Source organism: Thermostichus vulcanus str. 'Rupite', assembly GCF_022848905.1.
In the GTDB taxonomy this organism is placed as follows: Bacteria; Cyanobacteriota; Cyanobacteriia; order Thermostichales; family Thermostichaceae; genus Thermostichus; species Thermostichus vulcanus_A.
This window is the reverse complement of record NZ_JAFIRA010000002.1, coordinates 90,526-106,261: the sequence shown is the minus strand read 5'-3', so window position 1 is coordinate 106,261 and position 15,736 is coordinate 90,526. Positions and strand designations below refer to the sequence as shown.

Annotated in this window: 14 protein-coding genes; 7 read left to right on the top strand and 7 right to left on the bottom strand. The window is 55.9% G+C overall.

Annotated elements, in window-relative coordinates:
- Positions 1–18: 18 nt before the first annotated feature.
- A complete protein-coding gene (locus JX360_RS01675) occupies positions 19–1,200 on the bottom strand; it encodes a glycosyltransferase family 2 protein (RefSeq protein WP_244348747.1) in 1,182 nt (393 codons plus the stop codon).
- Positions 1,201–1,376: 176 nt separating this feature from the next.
- Between JX360_RS01675 and JX360_RS01670 the strand changes: the two genes are divergently transcribed.
- Positions 1,377–1,778 carry an STAS domain-containing protein gene (locus JX360_RS01670; protein ID WP_244348746.1) on the top strand — a complete coding sequence of 134 codons (402 nt, stop codon included), beginning with the start codon at positions 1,377–1,379 and terminating at the stop codon, positions 1,776–1,778.
- A 120-nt stretch (positions 1,779–1,898) separates the two neighbouring features.
- Here JX360_RS01670 and JX360_RS01665 read toward each other — a convergent pair whose 3' ends face one another.
- Complete coding sequence (locus JX360_RS01665; RefSeq protein WP_244348745.1) at positions 1,899–2,918, bottom strand: ABC transporter permease; 1,020 nt, start codon at positions 2,916–2,918, stop codon at positions 1,899–1,901.
- A gap of 211 nt (positions 2,919–3,129) precedes the next feature.
- Between JX360_RS01665 and JX360_RS01660 the strand changes: the two genes are divergently transcribed.
- Complete coding sequence (locus tag JX360_RS01660) at positions 3,130–4,086, top strand: NAD-dependent epimerase/dehydratase family protein (RefSeq protein ID WP_244348744.1); 957 nt, start codon at positions 3,130–3,132, stop codon at positions 4,084–4,086.
- Between the two features lie 36 nt (positions 4,087–4,122).
- On the opposite strand, the gene cobW is transcribed toward JX360_RS01660, so the two are convergent.
- The 3 genes from cobW to psbD form a co-directional block, all read right to left on the bottom strand.
- Positions 4,123–5,172, bottom strand: coding sequence for a cobalamin biosynthesis protein CobW (gene cobW / locus JX360_RS01655; RefSeq protein WP_244348743.1), 1,050 nt, complete (start codon positions 5,170–5,172; stop codon positions 4,123–4,125).
- Positions 5,173–5,354: 182 nt separating this feature from the next.
- A complete protein-coding gene (psbC, locus tag JX360_RS01650) occupies positions 5,355–6,704 on the bottom strand; it encodes a photosystem II reaction center protein CP43 (RefSeq protein WP_244348824.1) in 1,350 nt (449 codons plus the stop codon).
- A 183-nt stretch (positions 6,705–6,887) separates the two neighbouring features.
- Positions 6,888–7,946: a photosystem II D2 protein (photosystem q(a) protein) gene (gene psbD, locus JX360_RS01645; RefSeq protein WP_244348742.1), complete on the bottom strand. Its 1,059-nt coding sequence runs from the start codon at positions 7,944–7,946 to the stop codon at positions 6,888–6,890.
- A 498-nt stretch (positions 7,947–8,444) separates the two neighbouring features.
- On the opposite strand from psbD, the gene petM reads away from it, so the two are divergent.
- The 4 genes from petM to ubiE all read left to right on the top strand — a co-directional run bounded on the left by petM (position 8,445) and on the right by ubiE (position 11,613).
- A complete protein-coding gene (petM, locus tag JX360_RS01640; protein ID WP_244348741.1) occupies positions 8,445–8,555 on the top strand; it encodes a cytochrome b6-f complex subunit PetM in 111 nt (36 codons plus the stop codon).
- Positions 8,556–8,630: 75 nt separating this feature from the next.
- Positions 8,631–9,662 (top strand): ketopantoate reductase family protein, encoded by a 1,032-nt coding sequence (locus JX360_RS01635; protein ID WP_244348740.1) that lies wholly within the window; start codon positions 8,631–8,633, stop codon positions 9,660–9,662.
- 31 nt (positions 9,663–9,693) lie between these two features.
- Complete coding sequence (locus JX360_RS01630; protein ID WP_244348739.1) at positions 9,694–10,458, top strand: SDR family oxidoreductase; 765 nt, start codon at positions 9,694–9,696, stop codon at positions 10,456–10,458.
- Positions 10,459–10,893: 435 nt separating this feature from the next.
- Complete coding sequence (gene ubiE / locus JX360_RS01625) at positions 10,894–11,613, top strand: bifunctional demethylmenaquinone methyltransferase/2-methoxy-6-polyprenyl-1,4-benzoquinol methylase UbiE (RefSeq protein WP_244348738.1); 720 nt, start codon at positions 10,894–10,896, stop codon at positions 11,611–11,613.
- 12 nt (positions 11,614–11,625) lie between these two features.
- On the opposite strand, the gene JX360_RS01620 is transcribed toward ubiE, so the two are convergent.
- Both JX360_RS01620 and JX360_RS01615 read right to left on the bottom strand, forming a co-directional pair.
- The gene (locus JX360_RS01620) at positions 11,626–12,996 is read right to left on the bottom strand and encodes an amidohydrolase family protein (RefSeq protein ID WP_244348737.1); all 1,371 of its coding nucleotides are present in this window, start codon (positions 12,994–12,996) and stop codon (positions 11,626–11,628) included.
- 62 nt (positions 12,997–13,058) lie between these two features.
- Complete coding sequence (locus tag JX360_RS01615) at positions 13,059–14,081, bottom strand: aspartate-semialdehyde dehydrogenase (protein WP_244348736.1); 1,023 nt, start codon at positions 14,079–14,081, stop codon at positions 13,059–13,061.
- Positions 14,082–14,231: 150 nt separating this feature from the next.
- Here JX360_RS01615 and JX360_RS01610 point away from each other — a divergent pair, with 150 nt between their 5' ends.
- Positions 14,232–15,581: an FGGY-family carbohydrate kinase gene (locus JX360_RS01610; RefSeq protein WP_244348735.1), complete on the top strand. Its 1,350-nt coding sequence runs from the start codon at positions 14,232–14,234 to the stop codon at positions 15,579–15,581.
- Positions 15,582–15,736 lie beyond the last annotated feature (155 nt).

Below are 15,736 nucleotides of genomic sequence, written 5' to 3'. Positions count from 1 at the left end.
CCTATCTGGATCGCTTAACTAATAGGTGCGTCCTCGCCAAGCGCGGGGCCGACTGAGCGCAGACAGAACAATCCTTAAAACGGCCAAGGGATCCGCCAAAGGGGAAAGCCAGAACGTCCAAGGGGGATCCTGGTAAGAGCCCCGAATGCCGGCGAGCAAACCAAACCGGAAGGCAATCAGCCCCAGGTTCAACCCCAACAACAACTGCTCTGTTAGGGAGAAGGCAACCCCCATCCCGGCGCTGGCGAATAACCCGACAACTGTTATCCAAGGGATCCCTTGGGTAAGCACCAACAGGGCCACATCCCCCCACAACTGCGGCGTTGGGGTGGCATCTTTCAAATCCAGCGAACGACCCCATTCCCGCCAGGTCTCCCCGAAAGAAGTATACATGCGCACCTTGAGCAGATGCCGACCATCCCAAAAGCCCACTTTGAAGCCTGCTGCCGCAATCTGTCGGACCAAAGTCACATCATCACAAAACGAGGCCCGTGCCACTGTGTAGCCGTCCATGCATTCCAGCACTGACCGCCGCACCAGCATACATTGCCCATTGGCCATCGTCCGTTCCGGAAAAGCCGCGGGATCCCCTGCCGCCCCATAGCGATAAATTAAGGTGACCAAAAGAGCCGGTTGCAGCCAGCCTTCTCCCCAGTGCTGCAAGATAAACTGCGGTGCCAAGGTGATCAGATCAAACCCCTGATTCTGGGCAGTTTCCAGCAAGCGCTCCACCAACCCTGGCTGCGGGCGTGTATCGGCATCGATGCCCAAGATCCACTCAGAAGCAGGATCCGATTTGAGAAATCCGTAGTGCAAGGCCCAGGGGCGACCCACCCATCCCGCAGGCAAAGGATCATCCGTAACCAGCCGAAAGCGGGGATCCCGTGTGGCCATCGCCCAAACCTTTTCCGGGGTGCCATCTTGAGAGCGGCTATCCACCACCAATACTTCCCGTAGGGCGGATCCCTGAGCATGCAGACCCTGTAAACAGGGATCGATCCGCTCCGCTTCATTCAAGGTAGGCACGATCACGCTGACCGAGCCGGGCAGAGGGGGAGAATCGGGTATACCGGGTGGCAAAGGGGCAGGCCGACGCAAGGAGGGTAACAAGCGAGCCAGCAAAATCAACGCCATCGGCACCTGCAACGCCAACACACTCAGGGCCAGCGCATCGATTGTCCAACCAGGGATCCCGTTCATCTCGATTCCGTCCTACAGCCCTTACACAGGTTTTCTGCCCTGGGCTTTCTACCAGGGTTTTTCCCGACCGACTCATACCCTCCAGCACCCAGGACTCCTCAAGGTAACACCCGATCGGCGAGCGAAAAGTGCTCACAGTGGGTAACCCAACGAACCCAGATTGATTCAAAATCAATGTGGTTCACCGTACCTTTGCCTGTAGCGAAATGAATCAATCTCAATCTATAGATGTTTCCACCCAGATCAGCCCCAAGGGATCCCCAGTCACCATCGTCCGTTTCCCCAAAGGCAGCCTCAGCGCTGTCAATGCGCCTGCCATACGGGGAGAACTGAGCCGCATTTTAACGGAGCAACCCAGTCACCTGCTGCTAGACCTGAGTGAGGTCACCCTCATCGACAGCATGGGGCTATCGGTCTTGGTCTCAGCCCAACGGAACTGTCGCTCGGCAGGCTACCAACTGAAACTGGCCGGCCTACAGGAACAAGCCAAGCTGATTTTTGCCGTTACCCGTCTGGATTCGATTTTTGAATCTTATCTCTCAGTGGCGGATGCGCTCGCTGCGTTTCCAGCCGCCTAGGGCTTAGGGTAGGGATCCCTTGGCTTTGAAAGCCTTTCCAGGGCTGAGCTTGATGAGCACTTCTGGAATGGGGAAACAAGCCTCGCCCGACTGCTATATGGAACCGGAATTGGAGAAGAATTAGAACAGAGAATCCCGCCGAATCCGGGGATCCACCCATTGCAGCAACAGATCCGCCAACAAATTGCCCAGAATCAGCATCACTGCCCCCAGCAATAACCCCGCCATCACCACATTGATATCGAAGCTCTGCACCGCTTCCAAGAGCAGCTTGCCCAACCCTGGCCAATTAAAGAAAAACTCGGCAATAAAGGAACCACTGAGCAGATTGGCAAACTCAAAGCCCAAAATCGTCACCAAAGGGTTAATGGCATTGCGCAGAGCGTGTAAACCAATGACCCGCCATTCGGGAATGCCCCGTGCCCGTGCCGCCTGAATGTATTCCTGTCGCAGCACATCCAAGAAGTTACCGCGTGTGATCCGTTGCAGTCCGGCAAAGCTGGTGATGCTGAGCACCAAAGTTGGCAACAGGAGGTGGCGGCCCAAATCCAGCAATTTTTCCCCTGGGTTCAGCTCAGCGAAGTACACACTGGTCATTCCCCCCACCGGTAGCCAACCGACATTTTGGGCCAAAATCAGCAGCAAAATCGCCAAGACAAAACTGGGCATGGCCTGTCCCAGGTAGCTCAGCAACTGTAAGGCTCGATCCAGGGCGGTATTTTGTTGCAGCGCCCCCAGGATCCCCAGCGGAACAGCGATCATCCAGGTCAGCACAATCGAGGCAGCCGCCAACAGCAAGGTGGCCCCAGCCCGCGAGGCAATCAACCCCAAAACCGGGATCCGATAGGTATAACTGATGCCAAAATCTCCCCGGAGCAGGTTCCCCAACCAGATCAGGTATTGCCAGACCAAAGGCTGATCCAACCCCAGGCGAGCCTCCTCTTGGGCAATAAACTCTTGGCTAACACTGGGATCCGCCCGTAGCTGATCCAGAAAGTCTCCTGGGGCCAACTGCAACAACAAAAAGCTGAGCACCGTAATCAACAGCAGCACCGGCAAGGCTTGGGTCAGCCGTTCGACAACCAAGGCCAGGGGTGGCCAGAGGTTCAGAGTGCGGGGGCGGGAGGAGGTGATCGTCACAATAGACTGTGTAGAGAATCAAGGTTACACCCATGCTTACATCCTGGCTCATTCATTGCCAGCCTTGTCTGTGCATCGCCTGAACGGGCCTTCCCGCATTCCCTTAGGGATCCCTGTCTGCTCAAGCCCAGCAAACGGGAGCCAAAGCGATACACTAGTCAGAAGCTTTTTTGGATCAAGTTCCCGTTGGTGATGGCGGGCCGGAGACCTTTTGCGGAACCTGTTTCTTACTGGCGCTAGCGGTTGCTTGGGGCACTACGTTTTGGAACGCTTGGCCCAGGAGATGGATCCCGCCCATCCCGACCGACCGGCCTATCATTTGTATGCTCTGATCCGTGAACCCAACCGTCTACGGCTGCCCCTAGACCGTTTTCCTGCCCCGATCACCCTGGTGCCTGGAGATTTAATGCGCATCAGGGAACAGGCGGCCTTACTTCGGCAGATGGATGGGTTGATTCACATGGCTGCGGCTTGGGGGGATCCCACGGCGGCTTGGGGGGTCAACGTCACCCATACGTTGGAGTTGCTGAGTTTACTGGATCCGGATCGCTGTCAGCAGGTGATCTACTTTTCCACCGCCAGCCTCCTGAACCATGCCCTCGAACCGTTGGCCGTAGCGGGACGGGCAGGCACCGACTACATCCGCAGCAAGTACGACATGTTAATGCGCCGGCAGGAAAGCTGCTTTTGGCCGGAACGCATGCTCACCCTTTATCCCACCCTGTTGTTTGGCGGTAGCCCCTATCATCCCTACTCTCATATCACTGGCGGCCTCAAGGATGTGTTCCGCTGGTTGGATCTCATCCGCTTTTTGAGGGTCGATGCCAGCTTTCACTTTATCCATGCTGCCGATATTGCCCAGATGGTGGCCCATTGGGTCGCTCATCCGCCTGGGGGTGGCGATTGGGTGCTCGGTAATCCCCCTTTGTCCCTTAACCAGTGTGTAGAGCAGGTGTGTGCCTACTACAAAAAACCCATCTATTTTCGCCTGCCTCTGCCGGTGCGGTTGTTTCGGTCGTTGGCCTTTTTGTTTCGGGTACAGCTTTCGGAATGGGATGAGTATTGCTTGCAGCATCGACATTTTGTCTATCCGGCAGTTTCTCCGGAAAGTTTGGGCATGGTTTCCCAGTTTCCGACGGTGGCTACGTTACTGGAGGCGTACCTCTAGGAGCGATATCGGTTGGAGGGGGGGATGCTGAATCTTTCAACCCATGGGTAGGGGCTGAAGCTGAGCTTGAATCCGCTCCCGGTCAAGATGTTGTCCGATCAATACCAAGCGAGTTTGCCGCAGCTCGTCTGTGCGCCAGGGGCGATCGTAGTAGGTTTCCAATCGGGATCCCACCCCCTGGAGTACCATCCGCATGGGTTTAGCAGTCACTGCCACAAAGCCCTTGACGCGGTACAGACATTCTGTTTTGGTCAGTTGCCGCAATTGGGCGATTAAAGCGTCTGGCTCCGAGACGGGCGGCAGGGTGAGATGCAGGGAGTCGAAGGCTTCGTGGTCGTGATCGGCTTCGTGGTCGTGATGGCTGGGGCGTTGGTCTATCTGGTCTTCTACACCTGCACCAAAGCCCAGCAGCACCTCCGCCGCGATCTGGCCCTGTTGGCAGGGAATCACCTGGATCCCGGCGGGCAGCTCTTGGCGCAGCCACCGTTCCACTTGGGCGCGTTCTGAGTCACTCACCTGATCCACCTTGGTCAACAACACCAAATCCGCACAAGCCAGCTGATCCTCAAAGAGTTCCTCAATCGGGGTGTCATGATCCAAACTTTCATCCGCTTGCCGTTGGGCTTCCAACGCCGCCAGATCCCCCACCCAGTGTCCAGAGGCCAGGCCTTGGCAATCCACCACCGTAATGACTCCATCTACAGTTGCTCCGGTGCGAAGCGTAGGCCAGCGGAAGGCTTGCACCAAGGGTTTGGGCAGTGCCAATCCAGAGGTTTCGATCACGATACAGTCCAAGTCTTCCCGTCGTTGCAGCAGGGTTTCCATGGTAGGCAAAAACTCTTCTTGCACCGTGCAGCAGAGACAGCCATTGGCCAATTCCAAAATTGGGGCAGGAGCAGTTGGGGATCCCGCTTCTTCGCAGATTTGGCAATCCTGGAGCAGCTCACCATCAATCCCGATCTCGCCAAACTCATTGACAATCACAGCGATGCGACGGCCTTCCGGGTTTTGTAAGAGGTGACGGATCAGGGTGGTTTTGCCGGATCCCAAAAATCCGGTGATCACAGTCACGGGGATCTTGTGCATGAGCCATTGCAGAATGTAGCGCTCCTCAGTCTACTGCACCCCCTTCCCCTCCGAAATGCCCCAGCCAGGGATCCTCTTGTCGGCAGCAGCCCATAAAAAAAAGCCCCCGTAGGGGCCAGAAGGATCTTTTTCAAAGATCGAAGAGACTCAGATACTCTTCAAATTCAAAGCCGTGAGGCCAATTAACGCAACGGCTTCATCTTGTAGACCGGTTCGCTTTCGCGATCCAAGCCTTTCTCAAAACCAGCCGCCGCCGCCCGAGCCCGACCGGCATGCCAGAGGTGCCCGACAAAGAACAAGAAGCCCAGAATGAAGTTGTGAGCCGCCAACCAAGTGCGGGGACTGGTGAAGTTCACCGTGTTGATCTCGGTAGCCACACCGCCCACGGAGTTCAGGGATCCCAGCGGCGCATGGGTCATGTATTCCACAGCACGGCGAGCTTGCCAGGGTTGAATGTCGTTCTTGAGCTTATCCAAGTCCAAGCCATTCGGGCCTAAGAGGGGCTCTTTCCAAGGTGCACGTACATCCCAGAAGCGCATGGTTTCACCCCCGAAGATGATCTCACCCGTGGGCGAGCGCATCAGGTATTTACCCAAACCGGTGGGACCTTGGGCCTGGCTGATGTTGGCCCCTAAGCGTTGGTCACGAACAATGAAAGTAAGGGCCTGTGCTTGAGAGGCTTCCGGGCCAGTTGGGCCGTAGAACTCGCTTGGGTAAACGGTGTTGTTGAACCAGATGAAGCAGGTGGCGATGAAGCTCATCAAGGAAACCGCCGCCAGGCTGTAGGAGAGGTAGGCCTCCCCGGACCAGATGAAGGCGCGGCGAGCCCAGCCAAAGGGCTTTGTGAGAATGTGCCAAATTCCACCGGCAATGCAGATGATGCCGATGTAAATGTGGCCACCGATCACGTCTTCCATGTTGTCAACGCTGACAATCCAGCCTTCACCACCAAAGGGAGACTTCACCAAATAGCCGAAAATCACTGCGGGGTTCAAGGTCGGGTTGGTGATCACCCGCACATCGCCACCACCAGGAGCCCAGGTATCGTAGACACCACCGAACCAAACGGCCTTCGCCACCAACAGGAAAGCACCCAAGCCCAGCAGGATCAGGTGAATGCCGATGATGGTGGTCATCTTGTTTTTATCTTTCCAGTCGTAGCCAAAAAACGGATAGGATTGCTCCAAGGTTTCCGGGCCACGCACTGCGTGGTAAATGCCACCCAGACCCAGCACTGCGCTGGAAATCAGGTGCAGCACACCGATCACAAAGTAAGGAAACGTATCGACAACTTCGCCGCCAGGGCCAACGCCCCAACCCAAGGTTGCCACGTGGGGCATCAGGATCAGACCCTGCTCATACATGGGCCGATCCGGGGTGAAGTGAGCCACTTCGAAAAGCAGCATCGCCCCCGCCCAGAAGACGATCAAGCCAGCATGGGCTACATGGGCACCCAAAAGCCGACCAGAAAGGTTGATCAAGCGTGCATTACCCGCCCACCAGGCAAATCCACCCTGGGTGCGGTCTTGCATCGCTGCAGAACTAAACGTCGTTGAGGTCACTGAGGCCAGCCTCCCAAAAACTGCAACAGTTGATAGAAAAAAGGGTTTTGTTTATCGTCGAGCGCCCACCCAAAACAGGCAAGCGCCCGATCTTCAACACTCATGCAAGGGATCCAGAAAAACCCAAGCGTTTACACAAGAAGCACACTCCACTTACAGAGCATTGCCGCGGGGGAGCACCTCTTCAGGGAACTCAAAGCGCTCATGCGGCTGGTCCTGCGGCGCCATCCAGGCCCGGATCCCCTCGTTCAACAAGATGTTCTTCGTGTAGAACGTCTCAAACTCAGGGTCCTCCGCCGCCCGCGTCTCCTGACTGATAAAGTCATACGCCCGCAGGTTCAACGCCAACCCCACAACCCCAATGCTGGCCATCCACAGACCCGTCACCGGCACAAACAACATGAAAAAGTGCAGCCACCGCTTGTTGGAAAACGCAATCCCAAATATCTGGCTCCAAAACCGGTTCGCCGTCACCATCGAATAGGTCTCTTCCGCTTGCGTCGGTTCAAACGCCCGGAAGGTGCTCGCCCCTTCCCCATCCCGGAACAACGTGTTCTCCACCGTCGCCCCATGAATGGCACACAGCAGCGCTCCTCCCAGCACACCCGCTACTCCCATCATGTGGAACGGGTTCAAGGTCCAGTTGTGGAACCCTTGGAAAAACAGCAGAAACCGGAAAATCCCCGCAACCCCAAAGCTGGGGGCAAAAAACCAGCTGCTCTGCCCCAAGGGATAAATCAAAAACACGCTCACAAACACCGCAATCGGCGCGCTGAAGGCGATGGCGTTGTAGGGCCGTACCCCCACCAAGCGGGCAATCTCAAATTGCCGCAGCATGAAGCCAATCAGGCCAAAGGCTCCGTGCAAAGCCACAAAGGTCCACAGACCCCCGATTTGGCACCAACGGGTGAAGTCCCCTTGCGCTTCCGGGCCCCACAACAGCAACAGGCTGTGGCCCATGCTGTCGGCAGGCGTGGAAACTGCCACCGTCAGAAAGTTGGCCCCCTCCAAGTAGGAACTGGCCAACCCGTGGGTGTACCAGGAGGTCACAAAGGTGGTGCCGGTCAGCCAGCCCCCCAAGGCCAAGTAGGCACAGGGAAACAGCAACAGCCCGGACCAGCCGATAAACACAAATCTGTCGCGCTTGAGCCAGTCGTCGACGATGTCGAACCATCCTCGCTCCTGACGCACGCGTCCTACCGCTATGGTCATCTGGACTACTCCTAAAGACATCTAAATGATGAGGACGTTAATGAAACTACAAAGTTTGTTTCATCAAAGCAAGACCCGAGCTAAGTATAAAGACTCAGTTCAAAGGTCTTTTGCCTTAGTGCTCTGAACTCCAGTTTGGGAAAGGACTGTGCAGGAGGGCCTTGGATAAGGATCCCGATTTGTGCAGCTCCTACCCAACTAAGGATCCAGAACTCGCAATGGCCGAATCGGCCACCTTGAAGTTACTAGGCGGGCTCTACAGGTTTGGGCATTACAATTTAGCCTGCACCAGTAAAGTCTTGTAAATTGCTTTCATTATAGGGGGCATCTGCCGGATTCCAGCAACTCTGGGATCAGAGGAGCGTTTCTTCTGGAGATCTTCTGGCGAACTGAGTTGGCGGCTATTGCAGAGGGCCCGCATACGCCAGTCTCAAGATCCGATATCCTGAGAAGACATCGTATGATTGCTCAGTGCATTTAAGGAAGTCTAAGGAAGCTATGGCCAGCGAGATCTTCACCATTGCCGGACTTTGCATCGTGCTCACCCTGGTTGGATTGGCGCTGGGATATGGGATCCTGCGGGTGACCCAAGGCGGGGCCGAGGAATAAGAGGAATCAACAGGGTGGATGGAATCCGTCGTTTTCCTGTTAGCCCCATGTCTCCCCTGAGGAGATAATGACTCCATGAAGATTTGCATTGTGGGTGCTGGAGCAGTGGGTGGCTACCTGGCCATTCGTTTGGCTCAAGCAGGGTTGGACGTCAGTGTGGTGGCACGGGGATCCCATCTCCAGGCAATCTGCACCCAAGGATTGAAATTGATGAGCAGCCCTAGCCAAGAGGGATCCCCACAAACTAGGGTTGAACACCTGTCGCGTCAGCGGGCCGTAGGTCTTACAGCCACAGACGATCTGACAAGCCTCGGCCCGCAAGATTGGGTGTTTGTCACTGTTAAGGCTCATAGTTTGCCGCAGCTTGCTCCTCAGTTGGGATCCCTGTGTGGCCCGGATACCCCAATTGTGATCGCCCAGAATGGCATTCCCTGGTGGTATTTCCGCCGACATGGGGGCGAGTTCGAAGGGCATTCGCTGGAAGCTGTGGATCCGGGGGGGGTGATTGCTGCCCATCTGCCGATCGAACGGATCATTGGTTGTGTGGTTTACATTGCTGTGCAGTTGGTAGAGCCGGGCGTGCTTTTGCACACGGGTGGTGGACGCTACATTCTCGGAGAACCAGATGGATCCCTGTCGGGGCGCCTGAAGGCCCTAGGCCAAATCTTTGAACAAGCGCAGCTGCACACCACCTTGACTTCGCAGATTCGCACCGAGATCTGGCAGAAACTGTGGGGAAACTCCGCCTTCAACCCGATCAGCGCCCTCACCCGGGCTGCCCAGGATGAGATGGCCCACTACCCCCCCACCCGCAACCTGATCCGAGCCGTGATGCAGGAGACGGAGGCTGTCGCCCATGCCCTCGGGATCCACTTGCCCATGTCTTTGGATGAACGCTTGGAGAACGCCACCCGAGTGGGATCCCATCGCACCTCTATGCTGCAGGATATCGAGCTGGGGCGACCCACGGAGATCGAGACGATTGTGGGGGCGATCACGGAGTTGGGCCGTTTGGTGGCGGTGCCCACCCCCCATTTGGATACGTTGTATGCCTGTGTGAAACTGCTGGAACGTTGTTCTCGGCGGCAATCGGATCCTGTCTCGTAAGATTGGCGATGTGTGTGCTTTGCGAGGACTCATGAGTTCAACCCCTATCGTCCTGATTACTGGGGCCAGCAGTGGTATCGGGGCTGCCTGTGCCACCCTTTTTGCCCGTTCTGGAGCCAAACTCATCCTGGCCGCTCGTCGTCAAGATCGGCTGAAGGAGCTGGCTTTGGATTTGGAGCAAGCCTTCGGGATCCAACCCTACCTATTGGCGTTGGATGTGCGGGATAGAGCTGAGGTGAGTCGGGTTTTACAAGCGTTGCCACCGGAATGGGCTGCCATCGACATTCTGATCAACAATGCCGGCTTGAGTCGTGGACTGGATAAGTTGCACACAGGGGTGGTGCAAGATTGGGAAGAGATGATTGACACCAACCTGAAGGGACTGCTCTACGTGACCCGCGCTGTGTTGCCGGGCATGGTAGAACGGGGCCGGGGTCATGTGGTGAACATTGGCTCCATTGCCGGTCGGCAACCCTATCCTGGGGGCAATGTCTACTGTGCCTCCAAAGCGGCGGTACGGGCCATTTCGGAAGGATTAAAACTGGACTTGTTGGGCACTCCGATTCGTGTCACCGAGATCCAGCCGGGCATGGTAGAAACCGAGTTTAGCGAAGTGCGGTTTCATGGCGACTCATCCCGAGCTGCTGCTGTATACCAAGGTCTGACTCCCCTGACGGCGATGGATGTGGCAGAAGTGGTATTGTTTGCAACAAGCCGCCCTCCTCATGTGAATATCAGCGAGGTCTTGCTCCTCCCCACCGATCAGGCCAGTACTACGTTGGTACATCGACGGTGAAGGCGGCATTCTCCTCCCTCAGTAAAACAACCTGCCCAACGCCAAGAAGCAGTTCCCGCATTTGGGCAAGGTGCATTCTCAGGTGTTGCAGATTACGATTCGCAAGCTACACGATACCTGGGACGCACTTCAAAACAGGGACATGGATTCCCGTGCTTCAAGGGGAATGAAGCAGGTGCGGGTGCTGCCCAAGGTACAGGGTACACAATAGATGCTAGATAGATGCTAGGTCGTTGTCACGATTGAATCGTTTTGAATCGTTCGCGTCAGCGTCGCGTAGCGATAGTCTGTCGGTTGCCGATGCTCCAACTGCCTGCTAAGTCGGTCTGTCGGGGGTCTATAAGTTTGCAAGAGGACTCTGGTGACTTATCCTATACAGGGTGACTAGCAAAAGAGCGGTACATAGCGCAAAATCTTCAGGGAGCTGAATAGCCTGTGCCCAGTCCAACTGCTGAACAGCCGGAGCAAATCCGGGAACTGTTTAACCGAATTGCTCCCCATTATGACGACCTCAATCAAAAACTCAGCCTCGGGCTGCATCGGGTTTGGAAGCAAATGACGGTGCGCTGGGCCAATGTGCCACTGGGGGGGCAAGCACTGGATCTCTGCTGTGGGAGTGGAGATTTGGCTTTACTTTTGGCGCGTCGAGTGGGTCGGCGGGGGCATGTCGTTGGCCTGGATTTTTCTCCCGCAATGTTGTCGATTGCCGGATCGCGTTCTCGGCGGGTGCTGCCGGGGTATTCTCTAGAGTGGGTCTTGGGGGATGCCTTGGCCCTGCCTTTTGCCGATCACTGCTTTGATGGGATCACCATGGGCTATGGTTTGCGCAATGTTACGGATATCCCACGGGCACTCCAGGAGATCAAGCGGGTTCTTAAGCCAGGTGGTCGGGCGGCGATTTTGGACTTTCATCGGCCTACCGGGATCCCTTTGCTGGAACAGTTCCAACGCTGGTACTTGAATACCCAGGTGGTTGCTCAGGCCAAGGCTTTGGGCTTAGGAGAGGACTACGCCTACATTGATCCCAGCCTGGAACGATTTCCGAGCGGAGAAGAACAAAAGCAACTGGCCTTGGCAGCAGGTTTTGAGCAGGTTACTTTCTTCCCCTTGATGGCGGGCATGATGGGGGTGCTGGTGATCGAGAAATCGACCTAACAAGAGCGCTCTTTAACCGACGACTGGAGTTAGGGTGGCTTTGAAGGGATCCCGGCGGCGCAGCAGATCCTCGGTTTGGGCCTGAATTTCTGCCAGGGCTTTGGCTTCTGAAAGTTGGGTGCTTTGTCCAGCTTCAATAACCGGGATCCCGTCTACCCATACAGAGTGAACATTACTGGCCCGTGCTGCATAGACCAGATTCCACAGAATATTGGTTTCTTCAATGCCATTGGGGTTACGCTCCCACACAAGGGGCATCAAGTTCGGCCCCGACAGATCCACCAGTACCAAATCGGCTTTTTTCCCGGTTTCGATGGAACCAATCTCCTGCTCCAATCCCAATACCTTGGCCCCTTCTATCGTCGCCATCCGCAGCATGGTGGAGGCGGGCAGAGCAGCAGCATCGTAGTGTTTGACTTTCTGCAGCAGAGAGGCAAACTTCATCTCCTCAAACATATCCAAGTTGTTGTTGGAGATATTGCCATCGGTGCCCAGGCCAATGCGGATCCCGGCCTGCAGCAGCTCTGGAATGGGAGCGATCCCCCCAGCCAGTTTGGCGTTGCTGATCGGGCAGTGACAAACCGCAGTCCCCGTATCTCTGAGCAGTTGAATTTCCGATTCATCCAACCAAACACAGTGGGCAATGGCAGTTTGTGGCCCCAAGATGCCGTACTGCTGGAACAAGTGGATCGGTTTGTGGCCAAAGTGCTGCTCCACAGCTTCCACCTCTTCTTTTTGTTCGCTGCTGTGGGTGTGAATGCCAACTCCGTAGTGACGCGAATACTCGATCGCCGTTTGATAGGCCTGAGGCGAGCAATAAAATAAATGCTCTAGTCCTACCCAAACCCGTACCCGTCCCCCTTGAGTTCCATGCTGACTTTCGATCAGCTGACGCGTACTCTCCATCGTTTCAAAAAAGTCCTTACCAGGAGCATCGGCAGTGTAGGGCACCAAATTGACTCGTAGGCCCAAATCTCCCGCCGCCTCCGCACAACGGTGCATAAAGCGGTACATATCCATGACACAGGTGGTACCCCCTTTCAAAGCTTCCAAGTAGCTGAGGAGAGCAGCATAATAGGCATCCGCTTCCGTGAGAGCACGATGTTCCAGTTGGTAACGGGGCAACCAATCCAGGAGCTGATAATTTTCGGTGACCCCTCGCAGCAGGCTGGAGTGGCTGTGGGTATCGATCAAGCCAGGGATCAAGGCCATTTTGTGTCCACCCTCGATCACCCGACCGGCATCGGCAGGGATCCCCACCTGGTCAGAAGGGCCAACGACGGCAATGCGATCCCCTCGCACCACCACTGTACCGTCCCGATAAACCCGATCCTGCCCATCAATGGTGAAGAGCACCACATTCCGGATCACGATGCAGCTCATGGTTTTGCCCTCTCCCGGGATTCTCAAGGGATCCTAACCCCAACAGGACGGGTTGAGATGGTCTAGGCAGTGACCGGTTGAGGCACTGACAATAGCTCCACAATTTGAATGGCATTCAAGGCTGCCCCTTTGCGGATCTGATCCCCACAAAGCCATAGCTCAAGGGCCTTGGGCTCTGAAATATCCTGCCGGATGCGACCTACCGCCACATCGTCTTTGCCACTGACATCAATCGGCATCGGAAAGCGGTTCTGCTGCCAGTCTTCCAGGAGAACCACCCCCGGTGCCTCGGCCAAAATTTGACGGGCTTGTTCCACCGGGAAGGGCTGCTCAAACTCCAAGTTCAGGGCTTCAGCATGGGCACGCATCAGCGGTACCCGCACACAGGTGGCGGTCAGGCGTAGATTTGGGGATCCCATAATTTTGCGGGATTCATTCACCATCTTCATTTCTTCTTGGCAATAGCCGTTCTCCTGCAGGGGGCTGTTGTGGGGGAAAAGGTTAAACGCAATCGGATAGGGGAAGACCCGCGGTTCTAAAGGCTTACCCTCCAGATAGGCACGGGATTGATCCCGTAGCTCCTGCATGGCACGGGCACCCGCTCCACTGGCAGATTGATAGGTGGCAGCCACCACTCGACGAATCGGGATCCGCTTGTGCAGAGGATAGATGACCACACACATCAAAATCGTGGTGCAGTTGGGGTTGGCAATAATGCCCTGATGGCGAAGGGCATCCTGTGGGTTCACTTCCGGCACCACCAAGGGGACTTCCGGATCCATCCGAAAGGCGCTGGAGTTATCCACCATCACCGCTCCAGCCTCAACCACTGCCTTGGCCCAGGTTTTGGAGACCGTGGCACCTGCTGAGGCCAGGACCCAATCCACTCCCCGAAAAGCCGTTTCCGAGACCGGTTCCACTGGGATCCGTTCCCCCTTGAAAGTTAAGTAAGTGCCTGCGGAGCGTGGGGAAGCCAACAGCTTGAGACTGGCCAAGGGAAAGCTACGCTCTTCTAGCAAAGTGAGCAATTCTGCTCCTACTGCCCCTGTGGCCCCCAAAATAGCGACCCGCTGTTCCCGTCCCATGTTTGCTCCCCAGATGTCCTTTCCTGAACGGCGCCTGGTGGGTTAAATCGCCCCCGCCATGGCCTGCAAATTTCCTATTTTAATTGAAGAGAGCGTGCCTCTGCTTTTGCCCCAATTAGGATAAACCGAAGGAGCACAGACGGGATGCGGATGCAGGCGGTTTTTTTGGGCATTGATCTGGGCACTTCCGGGATGCGGGTGGTGGCCCTCTCAGAACAGGGGGAGGTCGTAGGCAAAGCCGAACGCTCATGGGATCCCCCTGAGACCAACCCCGGTCGCTGGTTACGCACCTTGAAGGCTCTATTGGGGCAACTGAAAACAGAACTGGGCCAAGCCTATGGGATAGTAGCCCTGAGTGCCTGCAGTACTTCGGGAACTGTGCTGGCTGTGGATGGGCGTGGGATCCCGATGGAATCGGCGTGGCTCTATTCGGATAAGCGGGGACAAGCCCAGGCTCAGCAATTGGGGATCCCGAGCAGTTGGGGGCTCAGTCGCTGGTTGTGGTGGGCCGAATCCTATCCTGAGCGGTATCAAGAGAGTTATTTAGCCCATCCAGCCGATTTTTTGCTGAGTCAGTTGGGGGGGCGTAAGCAGGTTACGGATCACACCCATGCTTTGAAAAGTGGCTTTGACTTGGAATCTTATAGTTGGCCCAAAGAATGGCTATCTCAGCAGGGCTTAAATCCGAAACGTTTTCCAGAGGTAGTTGCACCGGGAACCGTTTTGGGAACGGTGGGATCCGAGTGGGGCTTGGGACAAGAGGTGCTGATCACCGCCGGGATGACAGACGGGTGCGCTGGACAATTGGCAGCAGGGGCCAGTCAAATCGGTCAGGTCTCCACCAGTTTGGGGACAACCCTCATTTTCAAAGCCAATAGCACCGAGATCATCCAAACCCAAAGCCTCTACTCCCATTTGCACCCCGATAAAACCTGCTGGTGGCCAGGGGCAGCCTCTTTTTGTGGGGGCGGAATCTTGCCCCGCTACTTCCCAGGTGGCCACTTTCAAACGCTGGATCAACAGGCCCAAGCCTATATCCCCACCGGGCTAATCAGCTACCCGCTTGTGCAACCGGGGGAGCGTTTTCCCATCGTGGATCCGAGCTTTGCTGGGTTCTTGCCCGCAGCTGAGCAGGGATCCCCCCGGTTTTACGCTGCCTTGCTAGAAGGGGTGGCAATGGTGGAACGGCTGGGCCTAGAAACATTGTCGGCACAAGGGATCCCTGTCCAAGAGCCGATTTGGACGACAGGGGGAGGCAGTAAAAGCCCGCTTTGGCTTAGCATTCGCGCCAGTATGCTCAATCGCCCCCTTGCTTTGGTCAAGCACCCAGAACCGGCTGTGGGTGCTGCCATTTTGGCTGCCTCCGCCCATTGGTGTTGTTCCGTACAGCAAGCTGCAGAACGATTGGTGCAAGTCAAACGCTACATCCAACCGCAGGCGGCATGGGTGGATCCCTACGCAGAAGCCTACCAAGCCTTTCAGACTCGCTTGAGCAACTGATTTTAGGACAAGCTTCCTTTAAGAGTTTTCTCAGTAAAGACAGGTAACCTCAAGCTGAGAAGACACCCGAACCGATCCAATTGTTAAGACTCCTCCGTATATCCGATAGGGGGCAAAAGAATCGGTTTAGGATTAAAGTCGTTTTTCCCGCTGCC

Excerpts from the sequence above, each read along its gene's own strand:
- JX360_RS01675 (WP_244348747.1), bottom strand. The coding sequence starts at position 1,200 with ATGAACGGGATCCCTGGTTGGACAATCGATGCGCTGGCCCTGAGTGTG.
- cobW (WP_244348743.1), bottom strand. The coding sequence starts at position 5,172 with ATGCACAAGATCCCCGTGACTGTGATCACCGGATTTTTGGGATCCGGC.
- psbC (WP_244348824.1), bottom strand. The coding sequence starts at position 6,704 with ATGCAAGACCGCACCCAGGGTGGATTTGCCTGGTGGGCGGGTAATGCA.
- psbD (WP_244348742.1), bottom strand. The coding sequence starts at position 7,946 with ATGACCATAGCGGTAGGACGCGTGCGTCAGGAGCGAGGATGGTTCGAC.
- petM (WP_244348741.1), top strand. The coding sequence starts at position 8,445 with ATGGCCAGCGAGATCTTCACCATTGCCGGACTTTGCATCGTGCTCACC.
- JX360_RS01635 (WP_244348740.1), top strand. The coding sequence starts at position 8,631 with ATGAAGATTTGCATTGTGGGTGCTGGAGCAGTGGGTGGCTACCTGGCC.
- JX360_RS01630 (WP_244348739.1), top strand. The coding sequence starts at position 9,694 with ATGAGTTCAACCCCTATCGTCCTGATTACTGGGGCCAGCAGTGGTATC.
- JX360_RS01620 (WP_244348737.1), bottom strand. The coding sequence starts at position 12,996 with ATGAGCTGCATCGTGATCCGGAATGTGGTGCTCTTCACCATTGATGGG.
- JX360_RS01615 (WP_244348736.1), bottom strand. The coding sequence starts at position 14,081 with ATGGGACGGGAACAGCGGGTCGCTATTTTGGGGGCCACAGGGGCAGTA.
- JX360_RS01610 (WP_244348735.1), top strand. The coding sequence starts at position 14,232 with ATGCAGGCGGTTTTTTTGGGCATTGATCTGGGCACTTCCGGGATGCGG.